The organism is Kitasatospora sp. NPDC088160 (assembly GCF_044741445.1).
In the GTDB taxonomy this organism is placed as follows: Bacteria; Actinomycetota; Actinomycetes; order Streptomycetales; family Streptomycetaceae; genus Kitasatospora.
Genome location: NZ_JBIUSS010000041.1, coordinates 1 through 14,273, shown reverse-complemented (window position 1 = coordinate 14,273; position 14,273 = coordinate 1). Strand labels below are relative to the sequence as shown.

The 14,273-nt window shown below is 73.2% G+C and carries 15 protein-coding genes; 10 read left to right on the top strand and 5 right to left on the bottom strand.

Annotated elements, in window-relative coordinates; genetic code table 11:
• Position 1 precedes the first annotated feature (1 nt).
• Positions 2–1,156, bottom strand: coding sequence for an alpha/beta hydrolase-fold protein (locus tag ACIOGZ_RS39740; RefSeq protein ID WP_363632092.1), 1,155 nt, complete (start codon positions 1,154–1,156; stop codon positions 2–4).
• Positions 1,157–1,532: 376 nt separating this feature from the next.
• On the opposite strand from ACIOGZ_RS39740, the gene ACIOGZ_RS39735 reads away from it, so the two are divergent.
• The 7 genes from ACIOGZ_RS39735 (at position 1,533) to ACIOGZ_RS39705 (ending at position 8,067) form a co-directional block, all read left to right on the top strand.
• The gene (locus ACIOGZ_RS39735) at positions 1,533–3,371 is read left to right on the top strand and encodes a phosphatidylglycerol lysyltransferase domain-containing protein (RefSeq protein ID WP_363632094.1); all 1,839 of its coding nucleotides are present in this window, start codon (positions 1,533–1,535) and stop codon (positions 3,369–3,371) included.
• Positions 3,372–3,439: 68 nt separating this feature from the next.
• Positions 3,440–4,327, top strand: a complete 888-nt coding sequence (folP, locus tag ACIOGZ_RS39730; RefSeq protein WP_350885208.1) for a dihydropteroate synthase — start codon at positions 3,440–3,442, stop codon at positions 4,325–4,327.
• Entirely contained in the window at positions 4,324–4,821 is a 498-nt protein-coding gene (locus tag ACIOGZ_RS39725; protein ID WP_063348246.1) for a nuclear transport factor 2 family protein, read from the top strand. Before folP ends, ACIOGZ_RS39725 begins: the two co-directional genes overlap by 4 nt.
• Positions 4,822–5,068: 247 nt before the next feature.
• Positions 5,069–5,428: a dihydroneopterin aldolase gene (gene folB / locus ACIOGZ_RS39720; protein ID WP_063351209.1), complete on the top strand. Its 360-nt coding sequence runs from the start codon at positions 5,069–5,071 to the stop codon at positions 5,426–5,428.
• Between the two features lie 40 nt (positions 5,429–5,468).
• Positions 5,469–6,068: a 2-amino-4-hydroxy-6-hydroxymethyldihydropteridine diphosphokinase gene (gene folK / locus ACIOGZ_RS39715; RefSeq protein ID WP_363586580.1), complete on the top strand. Its 600-nt coding sequence runs from the start codon at positions 5,469–5,471 to the stop codon at positions 6,066–6,068.
• Positions 6,069–6,256: 188 nt separating this feature from the next.
• Entirely contained in the window at positions 6,257–6,745 is a 489-nt protein-coding gene (locus tag ACIOGZ_RS39710) for a DUF3180 domain-containing protein (protein ID WP_363586581.1), read from the top strand.
• A 122-nt stretch (positions 6,746–6,867) separates the two neighbouring features.
• Positions 6,868–8,067 carry a hypothetical protein gene (locus tag ACIOGZ_RS39705; protein ID WP_400989517.1) on the top strand — a complete coding sequence of 400 codons (1,200 nt, stop codon included), beginning with the start codon at positions 6,868–6,870 and terminating at the stop codon, positions 8,065–8,067.
• Positions 8,068–8,235: 168 nt separating this feature from the next.
• Here the strand turns inward: ACIOGZ_RS39705 and ACIOGZ_RS39700 are convergent, their stop codons facing one another.
• Positions 8,236–8,811: a TerD family protein gene (locus ACIOGZ_RS39700; protein ID WP_350885215.1), complete on the bottom strand. Its 576-nt coding sequence runs from the start codon at positions 8,809–8,811 to the stop codon at positions 8,236–8,238.
• Positions 8,812–8,935: 124 nt separating this feature from the next.
• The gene (locus ACIOGZ_RS39695; RefSeq protein ID WP_400335640.1) at positions 8,936–9,433 is read right to left on the bottom strand and encodes a hypothetical protein; all 498 of its coding nucleotides are present in this window, start codon (positions 9,431–9,433) and stop codon (positions 8,936–8,938) included.
• 92 nt (positions 9,434–9,525) lie between these two features.
• On the opposite strand from ACIOGZ_RS39695, the gene arfB reads away from it, so the two are divergent.
• Positions 9,526–9,960, top strand: coding sequence for an alternative ribosome rescue aminoacyl-tRNA hydrolase ArfB (gene arfB, locus ACIOGZ_RS39690; RefSeq protein ID WP_363586583.1), 435 nt, complete (start codon positions 9,526–9,528; stop codon positions 9,958–9,960).
• A gap of 10 nt (positions 9,961–9,970) precedes the next feature.
• Here the strand turns inward: arfB and ACIOGZ_RS39685 are convergent, their stop codons facing one another.
• Positions 9,971–10,498, bottom strand: coding sequence for a flavin reductase family protein (locus ACIOGZ_RS39685; protein ID WP_350885220.1), 528 nt, complete (start codon positions 10,496–10,498; stop codon positions 9,971–9,973).
• 373 nt (positions 10,499–10,871) lie between these two features.
• On the opposite strand from ACIOGZ_RS39685, the gene ACIOGZ_RS39680 reads away from it, so the two are divergent.
• Both ACIOGZ_RS39680 and ACIOGZ_RS39675 read left to right on the top strand, forming a co-directional pair.
• Positions 10,872–12,662 (top strand): diguanylate cyclase domain-containing protein, encoded by a 1,791-nt coding sequence (locus ACIOGZ_RS39680; RefSeq protein WP_363632098.1) that lies wholly within the window; start codon positions 10,872–10,874, stop codon positions 12,660–12,662.
• A gap of 142 nt (positions 12,663–12,804) precedes the next feature.
• Positions 12,805–13,794, top strand: a complete 990-nt coding sequence (locus ACIOGZ_RS39675; RefSeq protein WP_400989515.1) for a hypothetical protein — start codon at positions 12,805–12,807, stop codon at positions 13,792–13,794.
• 98 nt (positions 13,795–13,892) lie between these two features.
• Here the strand turns inward: ACIOGZ_RS39675 and ACIOGZ_RS39670 are convergent.
• A partial coding sequence (locus tag ACIOGZ_RS39670) for an amidohydrolase family protein (protein ID WP_380380888.1) occupies positions 13,893–14,273 on the bottom strand: 381 nt, incomplete at its 5' end.

Here is a 14,273-nt window from a genome sequence, read left to right as displayed (position 1 = left end):
GTCAGCCGAGCCGCTCGCCGATCCACTCCAGCGAGGACGGCAGCTCACGGGTCCAGCTGTCGAAGTTGTGGCCGCCGTCGTCCAGGTAGAGCGAGTCGACCTTGAACTGCGGGTTGGCCGCGGCGACCTGCTGGGCGTGGTCGACGAACTGGAGGGTCTGCGCGAAGTCGCCCTCCTTGCGGGAGGAGACCACCAGCAGCGAGAGGGCGGGGGCCGGGAGGTTCGTCAGCCGCCAGTCGAGGTCGCTCTGCTGGGCCAGGGCGGCGTCGCCGGCGAACAGGTCACCGCCGGTGAACTGGTCCGCCTTGACCTTGTACTCGCCGTGCAGGCCCACCCCGATGCCGTAGACGTTCGGGAAGCGCATCGCCAGCCGCAGCGCGCAGCTGCCCCCGGTCGAGTAGCCGAAGACGGACCAGGAGGCGGCCGAGCGGCCAGTCCGGTAGCTGGTCCGGAGCGCGTCCGGCAGGTCCTTGGTGAACCAGGTCTCGGCGCGCGGGCCGCCGGGGACGTCCACGCACTCGGTGTCGCGCGGCGGGGCGACGGTCGGGCGGGCCATGACCACGACGGTCGGCGGCATCTTGCCGGACTTCCGCAGCTCGGCCGCGGTGCGCAGGAGCGGCAGCTCCTTGATCAGGTTGAGCGAGGTGCCGGGGAAGCCGGAGATGGCGACCAGGACGGGGAAGCGGACCAGGGCGAACTTCGGGTCGAAGTACTCGGGCGGCAGGTAGACGAACAGCTGGTCGGACAGTCCGGTCTCCTTGCCGGTGACCCGGACCGATTCGACCTTGCCGACCTCCTCGGGCGGGCCCTTGGGCAGGTCGGCGACGGTCTCCAGACCGCCCTCGTCGGTCGGCTGGAGCTGCGTGTCCGAGGCCGGGGCGTCGCCCTTGTGGTTCTCGTTGCTGGTCAGCGCGAGTTTGGCGCTGCCGGGGCTGAGCAGGTCGTCCCACGAGGTGTAGAACCCGAAGGAGTTGTTCACCGCCAGCGCCAGCACGGCCACGACCGCGACTTGAGTGACGGTCAGCAGGCCGATCCGGCCCAGGACGGGCAGCGGGCGCTGGCGCGCCAGTCGCGGCCAGAGCCACAGGGTGGTGACGAGAGCCGCAGCGCCGAGTGCGAGCAGCGAGTTCACCAGCGCTTCGCTGGTCAGTTCCATGCCGTCGGCCTTCCGGTGGGACACTGTCGGTGCACGCCTCATCGTCTGGCGGTCCGTCAGCTCCGGCCACCGCGGCTAGGCTGTCCGGATGCCCGGGCGAGCTGGGAGGGCGGGGGGAGCCGCAGGCAACCGGCGCCCTAGAATGCGGCGTCCACCGTACGTACGGCGTACCGGAGGACCCTGCCGCGCCACGCGGCGGCAGGCCCTCGGCTCCGTCCCCGGCTCCACCGCAGCGCGCCCACGGCACCGGTTTACCGACCGTTTCCGGGTCCTTGGTATGCGCATTGCCTGATGAAGGAAAAGGCATTGAAGGTCCATCACACGTGCTCCCCCGGAGTGACCGGACGGCGTCCCGCAGCCTCTACGCTGAGCTTCCATGAGCGTTCCCGTGTCCGTTGAGCCGAGCCCCGAGCAGCCGCGTCGTCGACGCGGCCTGCAGACGCTTCGCACCCAGGCGGCGGCTGTTCCGAGGGCCTGGCTGCCCGGCGCGGTCGGGTACGCCTGTCTGCTGATCGGCCTGGTCGACATCGCCAGCGCGGTGTTCCCCAAGCTCCGGCACTCCAAGATGCACACCTTCACCGGGCAGCTGCCCGGCGGCACCACCTCGCTGGCCGCGGTCGGGACGATGATGGTCGGCCTGCTGCTGGTGCTGCTCGCGCACGCGCTGCGCCGGCGCAAGCGGCGGGCCTGGCGGGCGGTGTGCGTGCTGCTGCCGGTCGGCGCCGCGCTGCACATCGTGCGCTGGCACCAGGTCGGCCCGGCGGTGGTCTCGCTGGCGGTCTTCGTGGTGATGCTGGTGCACCAGCGCGAGTTCTACGCCAAGGCCGACCCGCGCACCCGCTGGCGGGCGCTGGTCAACCTGATCGTGATGGGCGCCGTCAGCGTGCTGCTCGGCCTGCTGATCGTGAGCACCCGGACCAAGTACGAGATCGGCTACCCGGCCCTGCCCGAGCGCCTCCAGCACGTCGTGTACGGGCTGTTCGGCTTCGAGGGGCCGATCCGGTACAACAACGTCCGGATGTCCGACCTGGTCGCCTACCTGCTCGGCGGGCTGGGCCTGCTGACCGCCTTCACCACCGCCTACCTGGCGCTGCGCCCCGGCAAGCCCAAGCCGGAGCTGACCCCGGAGGACGAGGAGAAGGTCCGCGAGCTGCTCACCCGGCACGGCGAGCGCGACTCGCTCGGCTACTTCGCGCTGCGCCGCGACAAGAGCGTGCTGTTCTCGCCCACCGGCAAGGCCGCGATCTCCTACCGGGTGGTCTCCGGCGTGATGCTGGCCTCCGGCGACCCGGTCGGCGACGTCGAGGCCTGGCCGGGCGCGATCAAGGTGTTCATGGCCGAGGCCCGCGAGCACGCCTGGGTGCCGGCCGTGATGGGCTGCAGCGAGGTCGGCGGCGAGGTCTGGACCCGCGAGGCGGACCTCGATGCGCTGGAGCTGGGCGACGAGGCGATCGTCGACACCGCCACCTTCTCGCTCGCCGGCCGGGCCATGCGCAACGTCCGCCAGATGGTCAAGCGGATCGAGCGCAACGGCTACTCCTGCCAGGTGCGCCGGGTCAGCGACCTCACCCTGGAGGAGAAGCACCGGATCGCCGACGCCGCCGCCCGCTGGCGCGGCACCGACACCGAGCGCGGCTTCTCGATGGCCCTCGGGCGCTTCGGCGACCCGCTGGACGACGACTGCGTGGTGGTCACCGCCCACAAGGCCCCGGAGGAGGGGGAGGGCGGCGACGACCTGAAAGCCGTGCTGCACTTCGTGCCCTGGGGGCCGGACGGCATCTCGCTGGAGCTGATGCGCCGCGACCGCGCGGCCGACCCGGGCCTGAACGAGCTGCTGATCGTCGCCGCCCTCCAGGCCGTGCCCGCGATGGGCGTGCGCCGGGTGTCGCTCAACTTCGCGATGTTCCGCTCGGCGCTGGCCCGCGGCGAGCGGATCGGCGCCGGCCCGGTGCTGCGGGCCTGGCGCGGACTGCTGGTGTTCCTCTCGCGCTGGTTCCAGATCGAGTCGCTGTACAAGTTCAACGCCAAGTTCCAGCCCGAGTGGGAACCGCGCTTCCTGGTCTTCCCGAACACCCGGGACCTGCCGCGGATCGGCTTCGCCGCGATGCAGGCCGAGGCCTTCATCACCCTCGGCATGCCGCGCTTCGGCCGCCGGCGCCAGCGGGAGGGCCTGATGCCCACCCCGGGCGCCCGCGACGTCACCGAGGCCGCCTGAGGCACCGCCGCGACCAACGGGGCCCCCGCCGAGAATCCTCGACGGGGGCCCCGTTCGATAATGGGCGCATGAGCAACTCGCCGTCCTTCTCGCTGCCGGCCGGACTGCCGCGGCTCGACCGCTGCGCCGTGATGGGTGTGGTCAACGTCACACCCGACTCCTTCTCGGACGGCGGCCTCTGGCACGACCCCGCCAAGGCGATCGCGCACGGGCTCGCCCTGCGCGCCCGCGGCGCGGACCTGGTGGACGTCGGGGGCGAGTCCACCCGGCCCGGCTCGCAGCGGGTGCCCGAGGAGGAGGAGCTGCGCCGGGTGCTGCCGGTGGTGCGCGAGCTCGTCGCCGCCGGGGTCGTGGTGTCGGTCGACACCATGCGGGCCTCCGTCGCCGAGCAGGCCGTGGCGGCCGGTGCCGCGCTCGTCAACGACGTCTCCGGCGGGCTCGCCGACCCGGCGATGGCCCGGGTGGTCGCCGACACCGGCGCGCCGTTCGTGGTGATGCACTGGCGCGGCCAGTCCGCGGACATGGAGCGGCTGGCGGTCTACCGGGACGTGGTGACGGACGTCGTCGCCGAGCTGGCCGTCCGGGTGGACGCGCTGCTGGCGGCCGGGGTCAAGGAGGACCAGCTGATCCTCGACCCGGGCCTCGGCTTCGCCAAGACCCCCGAGCACAACTGGGCGCTGCTCGGCCGGCTGGACGCGCTCACCGCGCTCGGCCGTCCCGTCCTCGTCGCCGCATCGCGCAAGCGGTTCCTGGGTACGCTGCTGGCCGACCCGCAAACCGGGGCGCTGCGCCCGGCCCGGGAGCGCGACGACGCGACCGCCGCGGTGTCGGTGCTGTCGGCCCAGGCCGGCGCCTGGGCGGTGCGGGTGCACGACGTGTCCGGCACGGCGGACGCCGTCCGGGTGGTCGCGGCCTGGCAGCACGCGGCCCGGCAAGGGGTGAGGGAGGGTCTGTGACAGGTGACGGCAGGCTGAGCGGCGGAACGGCCGGCCAGGCCCGCGAGGCGGACCTGGAGGCGGTGCTCGCGGCGAACCAGGCGCTCTACCAGGCCCTGGAGGAGGGGGACCTGGAGGCGGTCGAGGACGCCTGGCTGGGGGCCGCGGACGCGGACGACAAGGGCGGCGTGGTGTGCGTGCACCCCGGCTGGCCGGTGCTGCGCGGGCGGGCGCAGGTGACCCGCTCGTACATGCTGATCATGATGAACACGGAGTACATCCAGTTCTTCCTGACCGATGTCGAGGCCGAGGTCCACGGAGATGTGGCCCTTGTCACGTGCACCGAGAACATCCTCTCCGGCGGCGAGGCGGAGGAGGAGGGGGAACTCGGTCCGCTGGTCGGTGGAAAGGTCGTGTCGACGAATCTGTTCCGCCGTACCCCGGGCGGGTGGAAGCTCTGGTCGCACCACGGTTCACCCGTTCTGACCAGCGGCGACGACGAGGACGAGGACTGATTCGGGCGGCCTTCGGAAAACGCGGCCGGGAGGTCGCCCGGGAATTCCCGAGTGGTCACCGAACGTTCACGTCAATCGCCATTCCGGTGCGCGTGGCGACGGTTCGTGCCGGGTAGGACGGTCAGACGTTGTCAGCGCCCGCGGGTAGATTCGAAACGGAGTGGCGGGTGTGCTGCCCGCCTTCGCCCCGCTCGTCCATGCCATTCTCCGGGTGGGGCCCGTCCGACTGGGAGCAGTGATTCGTTTGCTGGACCGCGTCACCCTGCGGGGGCTGCGTGCCCGGGGCAACCACGGCGTCTTCGAGCGCGAGCGCATCGAGGGCCAGACCTTCGTGGTCGACCTCGTGCTGTACCTGGACACCCGCCCCGCCGCGTCCGGCGACGACCTCACCCGCACGGCGCACTACGGCCTCGTGGCCGAGGAGGTCACCGCGATCATCGCGGGGGAGCCGGTCGACCTGATCGAGACCCTGGCCCAGCGCATCGCCGACCAGTGCCTGAAGCACGAAGCGGTCGAGGAGGTCGAGGTGACCGTGCACAAGCCCGACGCCCCGATCACCGTGCCGTTCGACGACGTGACCGTGACCATTCACCGGGGCCGCGCATGACCGCCGCCGTGCGCCCCGTTCCAGTTGCAGAGGGATCTCGATGAGCACCAGCGACCCGACCGCCTCGCCGACCACGTTCGACCTGGAGAGCCGGGTGGACTCCGCCGACACCACACTGCACAGCCAGCGCTGCGCGGTGATCGCACTCGGCAGCAACCTGGGCAACCGCCTGGACACCCTCCAGGGCGCCGTCGACGCGCTCGCCGACACCCCCGGGCTCAAGATCAAGGCCGTCTCCGCGGTCTACGAGACCGAGGCCGTCGGCGGCCCGGACGAGCAGCCCAACTACTACAACGCGGTCGTCGTGCTGCGCACCTCGCTGCCGCCGCGCGACCTGCTGGAGCGCGGCAACGCGATCGAGGACGCCTTCGGGCGGGTCCGGACGGTGCACTGGGGTCCGCGGACCCTGGACGTCGACATCCTGGCCTACGAGGGCGTGCTCAGCGACGACCCGCAGCTGCTGCTGCCGCACCCGCGCTCGCACGAGCGGGCCTTCGTGCTCGCCCCCTGGCTGGACGCCCAGCCGGAGGCCGAGGTGCCCGGGCACGGGCAGGTCGGCGAACTGCTGGACGCGCTCGGCGGCCCGGGCGCGCAGGGCGTCCGGCGGCGGGACGACATCCGGCTGACGCTGCCGGAGTGACCGGCCCCGGCCCGGCGGCCCGGTGAGGGCGGCCGGGGAACTCGACCGGGGGGCCCGGCCGTACGAGTAGGTGTCCGCCGTTCGCGCGGGTGTCCGCCCGGTCGGGCCCGGTACGGTGGCCTGGCGCCGCCGTGCCGGGCCACCGGGCGGCGGCCGGCTCTGGTAACCCCGGGAAGGACCTCCTCCGAGTGAAGCTGCTTCGCCTACGCCTGCTGGTCGGCATCACCGCTGCTACCACGGCGCTGTCCTGGGCCGGTGCCAAGCTCTGGGCCTCCCTGGACACGCTGCCGGCCGTGCCGGTCGCGGCGCCGGTGGTGCTGGCGGCGGTGGCGGTGGTCCTGTTGGCGACCGCCCTCTCGCTGCGGTCCCGGCTGAAGGCGGTGCGCGAGCGGCAGCCCGGCGCGAAGGGCGTCGACCCGCTGCTGGCGGCCCGGGCGGTGGTGCTGGGGCAGGCCAGCGCGCTGGTCTCGGCGGTGGTCACCGGCGTCTACGCGGGCGCGGGGATCTTCCTGCTGGGCGAGCTGGACGTGTCGGCGCGCAAGGACCAGGCCGTCACGGCCGGGCTCGCGGTGCTGGCGGGGGCCGCGGTGATCGCGGCGGCGCTCTGGTTGCAGCACGTGTGCAAGCTGCCGGAGAACCACGACGATCCGGGCGGCCCGGCGCCCTCGCCCCGCTGAACAGGTCTTTTTTCGTGATCTTGAGTGAAACGCCGGGCACGTGCGGTAAAACTTGCGCACTGTCAAGGGCGGAAGAGGACCCTGGGCTGACACGGCCCCAATTCGCACGCTAGTTTCTTGGCATGTCTCGCGGACGCCACCGTCATTCCTCCGTCCTCGGCCGGATCTTCCCCCCCACCGCCGCCGGCGTGCTGCTCGTCGCCGCGCTGGCCGCTCTGCTCTTCAGTCAGGACGCCGTCCTGGTGCGTTCGGTGGGTGTCGCGGCGGTGGTCGCGACGCTCGGCTTCGCGCTGCTGCTGCGGCAGCGGGACAAGGCGGCCCGGGCGGCCGCCGAGATGGCCGCGGCGCAGCGGCTGCGGGCCGAGGAGCGCTTCGAGGAGCAGCTGGCGGAGGCCGAGTACGCGGCGGAGGTCGCCGAGGAGCGGGCCACCCGGTTCGGGCGGCGGCTGACGGCGGAGAAGTCGCGGCTGGCGAAGGCCGAGACCGAGATCGCCCGGCTGCTGCGGGAGCGGGCCGTGGCGGTGGCCGAACAGGCGCTCAAGGAGGCCGAGGCGGCCCAGCGGGCGCTCGCCGCGAGCCGCCCCAAGTATCCGGCCAGCCCGGCCGCGTTCGTCCGTGCCGCGTCCGTGCTGCGGCTGCTGGAGCGGCGGGCGGCGGAGCAGGAGGCGCGGCGGGAGCGGACGGCGGGCTCGGAGGTCGCGCTGCGGGCGCGTACGGCGCCGGCCGCTGCGGCCCCGGCGCCCGCGCCCGCTGTGGTGGCGCCCTCGGTGCCGGCGCCGGTGGCCCCCGCGGTGCCCACTCCGGAGCAGGCTCCGGTGGCACAGGAACAGGCACAGGCACAGGCACAGGACCAGGCACAGGCGCCGGTGCGGCCCGCGCCGGTGCGCCCGGCGCTGACCGCCACGGTCGGGCAGCTCGGCGGGACGCCGTCCGCTCCGGTCGCGGCGCCCGCGCCGGTGGAGCGGCAGCGGCCGCGGTCGGCGCAGTCCGGGGCGGTGCGCGGGCCGGGCTTCAGCTTCTTCGGCCGGGGTGCGGGCGCGGCCGTGCGGGCGGCGGCCCCGGCGCCGGCGGTGGGCAGCGTCGCCGAACTGGGCGAGCGCACGGACCTGGCCGACGTGGTGGGCGACGAGGCGGTGGCCGCGCAGGCGAAGGCCGAGGCGCAGGAGGCCCAGGAGGCTCGTGAGGTGCAGGAGGCCGTGGCCGGCTCGCAGGCGTCGCAGCCGGCGGCCGAGCCGGCGCCGGGTGCGCCCGCGGTGGTGGACCTGACCCCGGAGGACGAGACCGAGCTGATCCAGCTGCCGGAGCTGCGTGCCTCGCGCTAAGGGCCCTCTTTCGGATCACGCCGGGCGCGCGACGTGATCCGAAAGAGAGCCCCTAGGGCCTGAGCCCGGGCCGGGTGCGCGAAAGCGGCGCGGGACGTCGGTGTGACCGATGTCCCGCGCCGCTCTCGTTCCGGCGGTGTGCCGGGCCGGGAGGGGCCCGGCGGGGCGTCAGAGCTGGACGCCGAAGTCCTGGGCGATGCCCGCCAGGCCGGAGGCGTAGCCCTGGCCGACGGCGCGGAACTTCCACTCGCCGCCGTTGCGGTAGAGCTCGCCGAAGATCATGGCGGTCTCGGTGGCGGCGTCCTCGGAGAGGTCGTAGCGGGCGATCTCGGCGCCGCCGGCGGCGTTCACCACGCGGATGTACGCGTTGCGGACCTGGCCGAAGCTCTGGCCGCGGGCGACCCCGTCGTAGATGGTGACGGGGAAGGTGATCTTGACGGCCTCGGCCGGCAGGCCGGCCAGGTTGACGTTGATCGACTCGTCGTCGCCGGCGCCCTCACCGGTGCGGTTGTCGCCGGTGTGCACGACGGTGTTGTCCGGGCTGCTGGTGTTGTTGAAGAAGACGAAGTGCCCGTTGGAGAGCACCTTGCCGTCCGCGTTCAGGACGATCGCGCTGGCGTCGAGGTCGAACTCGGTGCCGGTCGTGGTCCGGACGTCCCAGCCCAGGCCGACACTGACCGCGGACAGGCCCGGGGCCTCCTTGGTCAGCGAGACGTTGCCACCCTTGGAAAGGCTCACTGGCATGGCGATTGCAGTCCCTTCGTTCGCTTTTTCCGGGACAACGCAATACCCCGGTGGGTTGGTTCCGCGAAGTCCGTGAATTCTTCGTGGACGCCAATCCACTGGCAAAGGCCTGACAATGCCCTGGTCAGATCCGGGGGAACCTGCCCTGCAGCGACCAGATGTTCGGATTGTCGGCCAGCTCGGGGTGCATATCGAAGAGGTCGGCGAGGGTGTCCTGGAGGAAGTCCCGGGCCTCGCGCCGCAGCTCGCCGTGGCGGACCACGGCGGGCGGCTCGTCCGGCAGCCAGGTCGCGGTGATCTCGACCCAGTTGAAGCGGCGGGCGAACCGCAGCAGCTCGGTGTTCTGGGTGAAGTCGAGGTCCGCGGTCTGCACCCGGGCGGCCCGGCCGCCGTCCGGGTCGCGGTCCAGCTCCTCGGCGATGTCGCACAGCGCCCAGGCGAAGTCGAGCACCGGCACCCACCCCCAGCCGGTGGACAGCTCGGCGCCCTCGGCGTCCAGGTAGACGTCGCCGCAGAACAGGTCGTACCGCAGGGACCGCACCGGGGCGGAGCGGTAGTCCGTCTGCGGGGGGTCGGGGAAGCGGTTGGAGAGGGAGTAGCCGAGCTCGATCACGTACGCCATTGTCCGGGCTGCGGGCGGTGGAGCGGAACCGGGCCGCTGGCCGTCGCGGATAACCGGGTGACCGGGCGGTGCGGGCGCGGGATGATGGACGCATGCCCGAGCCCATCCGCGTACGGGGGTCGGTGGTCGTCCCCGACACCGAGCTCGTCTGGCGCTTCTCGCGTTCCTCCGGCCCCGGTGGCCAGCACGTCAACACCTCCGACAGCAAGGCCGAGCTGCGCTACGACCTGGCGGCGTCCAAGGCGCTGCCCGAGGTGTGGCGCGAGCGCGCGCTGGAGCGGCTGGCCGGGCGGCTGGTGGACGGCCGGGTGCTGGTGATCCAGGCCTCGGAGTTCCGTTCGCAGTGGCGCAACCGGGAGGCGGCCGCGGCCCGGCTGTCGGCGGTGCTGACCGAGGCGTGCGCGCCGCCGCCGAAGTCCCGCCGGGCGACCAGGCCGAGCCGGGGGATGGTCGAGCGCCGGTTGTCCAACAAGCGGCGCCGCTCCGAGCTGAAGCAGGGGCGGCAGTCGCCGCGGGGCGGCGAGTAGCCGGGGCGGCTCAGCCGAGGGCGCGGTAGCCGCCGCGGAAGTAGAGCAGCGGCCGGCCGGCCGGGCTGGGTACCGCGGCCTCCAGGACGCGGCCGAGCAGCAGGGTGTGGTCGCCCGCCGGTATCCGCTGTTCGGTGCGGCACTCGACGGTGGCGAGCGCGCCGTCGATCAGCGGGGCGCCGGAGCGGGGGCCGCGGTGGTGCGGGGTGTCCGCGAACAGCAGCCGGTCGCTGAGCCGGCCCTTCATGGCGAAGCGGGAGCCGAGCGCCTTCTGCCCCTCGGTGAGCAGCGAGACCGCCCAGGTGTCGGTGCGGGAGAGCACCTCGTCCATCCGGGAGTCCTCGCGGACCGAGATCAGGACCAGCGGCGGCTCCAGCGACACGGACAGGAAGGACGTGGCGGTCATGCCGACGTCCTCGCCGTCCTCCGGATCGTGGACGGTCACCAGGCTCACGCCGGAGGCGAGCTGGGAGAGTGCCGCCCGGAACTCGTCGGGCGTGGCGTGGGAGGCAGCTTCGGGCTGCGGGGACGAGTACACGTACCGCACGGTAGTCGGCGTCCGCCGGAATCGGCATCGGGCCGAGGTCGTAGGACCAGCGGCGCACGGGGCGGGGTTGCGGCCGGGTTCGGGACTCACCCTCAGGAGTGAAGCAAGGGGCCTGCCGGGCGGCAGCGGGCTTCAGCGCGAGGCCGATGCGGTCGACCAAGGGAAATATTCCGATAGCGCTTTATGTCCCGCTATGGGGCGGATGAGCTGATTAAGGGCGCATTAGTGTCGTGTGATTTAAGTCACAAGTGATGGCCTATTGCTGACCGAGCGTGCCGAACGCTGTGCTCCCTGTGATTCAGTTCTTCTGGCAATCGGACGATAACCAATCAAGAACTATCCGAAGCAGCCGGGGAGCCCCCGCATGGAAGCCGAGTCGGAGCCGTACGTCCGTCTCGCGACCCTCCGCACCTTGCACCGGGTCGTGGCGGACCTCAACGCTGCCCGCAGCCTGGCGGGCACGCTGCAGGCCGTCGTCGAGGGTGCGGTGCACGGGCTCGGCTTCGACGCCGCCGCGGTCAGCCTGGTCCGCCCGGACGGGGACCTCGTGGTGGCGGCCGTCTGGGAGCTGGAGGAGAGCACCATGGGCGGCCCCTCCGTCCTGCTCGGTCAGGTCGGCTCCCGGGAGTCCTGGGACCGACTGCTCGGCGTCAGCGACCACTGGGGCACCCTGCGCTTCCTGCCGTACGACCGCGGCTGGGCCGTCGCCAGCGACATCCCGCGCTGGATCGGGGACGGCCCGCTGCCCGTCTACGCCAACGACTGGCACCCCGCCGACGGGCTGCTCGCCCCGATGTACAGCGCCGGCGGCGACCTGCTCGGCGTCCTCTCGGTGGACCGCCCGCGCAGCGGCAAGCGGCCCGGGGCGTGGACCCGCGAGGCGCTGGAGATGTTCTCGCTGCAGGCCTCCATCGCGATCGGCAACGCCCGGCTGCGGGCCGAGATGCAGCGCGCGCTGGCCCGCCTGGAGAAGGAGCAGCAGGCCCTGCGGGCCAGCGAGGAGAGCTTCCGCCAGGCCTTCGAGTACGCGCCCAGCGGGATGGCCATCACCGAACTGCACGGCGCCGGGCGCGGCCAGCTGACCAGGGTCAACGACGCGCTCTGTCGCCTGCTCGGCCGACCCCGCGCGGTGCTGCGCCAGCAGAGCTTCGCCGACCTCGTGCACCCGGAGGACCGGGCGCTGCTGGAGCGCACCAGCGCCGAGAGCGGCCGGGCGGAACTGCGGCTGTCCCGGCGGGACGGCGGCTACCAGTGGGTGTGCCTGCGCAACTCGATCGTGGCGGACGCGGCCGAGGGCCCGAGCTTCCTGCTCACCCACGTCGAGGACATCGAGGACCGCAAGCGGCACGAGTTCCAGCTCGCCCACCGGGCCAGCCACGACGCGCTCACCGGCCTGCCGAACGGCGCCGAACTGAAGGCCCGGCTGGGCCGCCGGCTCTGTGCCGAGCCGCAGACCGTCGGGGCCCCCGCCGGGCCGGGCGAGCCGGCCTACCCGGCGCCGTACGGCTACCCGGCCGACTCCTACAGCGCGCACGCCGCGTACGACCGGCTGGAGGGCGCGGACCCGTACGGCGGGCCGGTGCACGGCTACGGGATGCCCGAGGGCGGCCCGCCGTACGGCCTCGCCCCGGGCTACGGGGAGCACGTGCACGCGGTGGTCCCGGCCGACCAGGGCCCGGGCGGCGAGGCGTGGTCCGCACCGTTCCGCTCCGGCGTCGCGGCGTCGCTGGACAAGGGGCTCGCGGTGCTCTTCTGCGACCTGGACGGCTTCAAGTCGATCAACGACCGGTTCGGCCACAACGCGGGCGACGCGGTGCTGGTCGAGGTCGCCCGGCGGCTGAGCCAGGCCGTCCGGGACGGCGACACGGTGGCCCGGCTCGGCGGCGACGAGTTCGTCGTGCTGGCCGACGGGATCGGCCGCGAGGAGGCCAAGGACCTGGCCCACCGGCTGCGGGGCGCCATCATCCCGCCGATGCGGATCGACGGCCGGGCGATGCGGGTGGGGGTGAGCCTCGGGGTCGGCTGGGCGGGCTGCGGGATGAGCATCGAGGAGGTGCTGCACACCGCGGACGAGCGGATGTACGACGAGAAGCGGGCCCGGGGCGGCGCGGTGCGCGGCGCGCGGGGCGAGCGTTCGCACCGACGGGCGGGCTGAACCCGCCGGTCCTGGTTACCCACGGGTTGTCAAGGGCTCTTTTCCGGCTGTCACAAAGGACAGGTAGGGTTCCCGGGTACGACAGCGTCCATGATCTGCGCCGGCGGCCCCGCATCCCGGCGGCGCGAACCGGATGGGGGAGTTGACCACCGTGACGACCGCCGGCAACAACGGAGCGCCCGAGGGCGGTGCCCCGCAGGACGACGACCCGTTCGGCTACCTCTACCGCCCGGCGGAGGGTGCCTCCGGGCAGCCGGCCGAGCCACAGCAGGGCGTGCCCCGGACGCCGTACAGCCGTCCGATGGAGGTCGGCCGGGCCCAGTACGGGCAGCAGCCCTACCAGCCGCGGCCGCAGCAGCCCCAGTACGGCCAGCAGGCGGGGCCGCAGCAGGGCTACCCCGGCGGCCAGCAGCCGTACCCGCCGCAGCAACAGCAGCCCGAGTACGGCACCGCGCCCACCCAGCAGACCCGTTACGCCGAGCACTCCCGGCCGCAGCCGGGGGAGGACCGGTCGAGCAGCGGCCGGAGCAAGGGCGCGGTGATCGGCGCGGTCGCGGTGGTCGCGGCCATAGCGATCGGCGCGGGGATCGCGCTCTCCACGGGCGACCCGGACGGCGACAAGACCGCCAAGGGCGGCGCCCAGACCACCGCCGCGGCTCCTCCCAGCACCCCGGCGACCGGCAGTTCGTCCCCGACCGCCTCGGCCTCGGCGAGCACCACCGCCCCGGCCGGCCCGTTGACCGTGGACGCGGGCCAGCTCCAGGCCCAGAACGCGCCGTCCGGCAACGGCGTCAAGGGCACCAAGTCCGCCGACGGCAGCTACCTGACGCTCCAGCCGGGCGGCTCGGTGACCTGGAGCGGCGAGGTCGCCGCGGCCGGCACCTACAAGCTGAACGTGCACTACAACAACACCGGCGGGGACCTGAAGGGCGCCGCCTCGGTGAACGGCAAGGACTGGCCGAGCGGGCTGCTCTTCAAGAACTACGCGTCAGGCAAGGACCCGGCGTCCTCCTGGTTCAACACCTGGATACTCCCGCAGCTCCAGGCCGGGGCGAACACCATCACCTTCACCGTGCCCTCCGGTTCGATCCTGATCGACCAGATCACCCTCGAACCGAATGCGACCGGTTGATCGGCAGAGCGGCTGACCGGCTGACCGGCTGAGCCGGAACGCGAGACGGCCGCCCGTCCCCGTGGGGGAAGGGCGGCCGTCGGCGTTCCGGCGGGCCGTCAGGCGGGCTTCACCACGTCGAAGCGCTCGCCGCCGAGGACCCAGCGGCCGCGGCGCATGACGGCGACCAGGTCGTAGCCCTCGGAGTCGAGCACGACCAGGTCGGCCTGCTTGCCCGTCTCCAGCGAGCCGATCGAGTCGGCGAGGCCCAGCAGGCGGGCCGGGGTGGCGGACAGCGACTCGACGGTCTGGTTCAGCGTCAGGCCGTTGACGGTGAGCGAGCGCTTGAACGCGACGTCCAGGGTGAGCGTGGAGCCGGCGATGGCGCCGCCCTCGACCAGCCGGGCGACGCCGTCCTTGACCTCGACCTGGAGCGGGCCGAGCGGGTAGAGGCCGTCGCCCATGCCGGCCGCGCCCATCGCGTCGGTGATCAGGGCGAC

Bases quoted from the DNA above. Each gene is read 5' to 3' on its own strand.
- ACIOGZ_RS39740 (WP_363632092.1), bottom strand. From the start codon at position 1,156: ATGGAACTGACCAGCGAAGCGCTGGTGAACTCGCTGCTCGCACTCGGC.
- ACIOGZ_RS39735 (WP_363632094.1), top strand. From the start codon at position 1,533: ATGAGCGTTCCCGTGTCCGTTGAGCCGAGCCCCGAGCAGCCGCGTCGT.
- folP (WP_350885208.1), top strand. From the start codon at position 3,440: ATGAGCAACTCGCCGTCCTTCTCGCTGCCGGCCGGACTGCCGCGGCTC.
- folK (WP_363586580.1), top strand. From the start codon at position 5,469: ATGAGCACCAGCGACCCGACCGCCTCGCCGACCACGTTCGACCTGGAG.
- ACIOGZ_RS39705 (WP_400989517.1), top strand. From the start codon at position 6,868: ATGTCTCGCGGACGCCACCGTCATTCCTCCGTCCTCGGCCGGATCTTC.
- ACIOGZ_RS39700 (WP_350885215.1), bottom strand. From the start codon at position 8,811: ATGCCAGTGAGCCTTTCCAAGGGTGGCAACGTCTCGCTGACCAAGGAG.
- ACIOGZ_RS39695 (WP_400335640.1), bottom strand. From the start codon at position 9,433: ATGGCGTACGTGATCGAGCTCGGCTACTCCCTCTCCAACCGCTTCCCC.
- arfB (WP_363586583.1), top strand. From the start codon at position 9,526: ATGCCCGAGCCCATCCGCGTACGGGGGTCGGTGGTCGTCCCCGACACC.
- ACIOGZ_RS39680 (WP_363632098.1), top strand. From the start codon at position 10,872: ATGGAAGCCGAGTCGGAGCCGTACGTCCGTCTCGCGACCCTCCGCACC.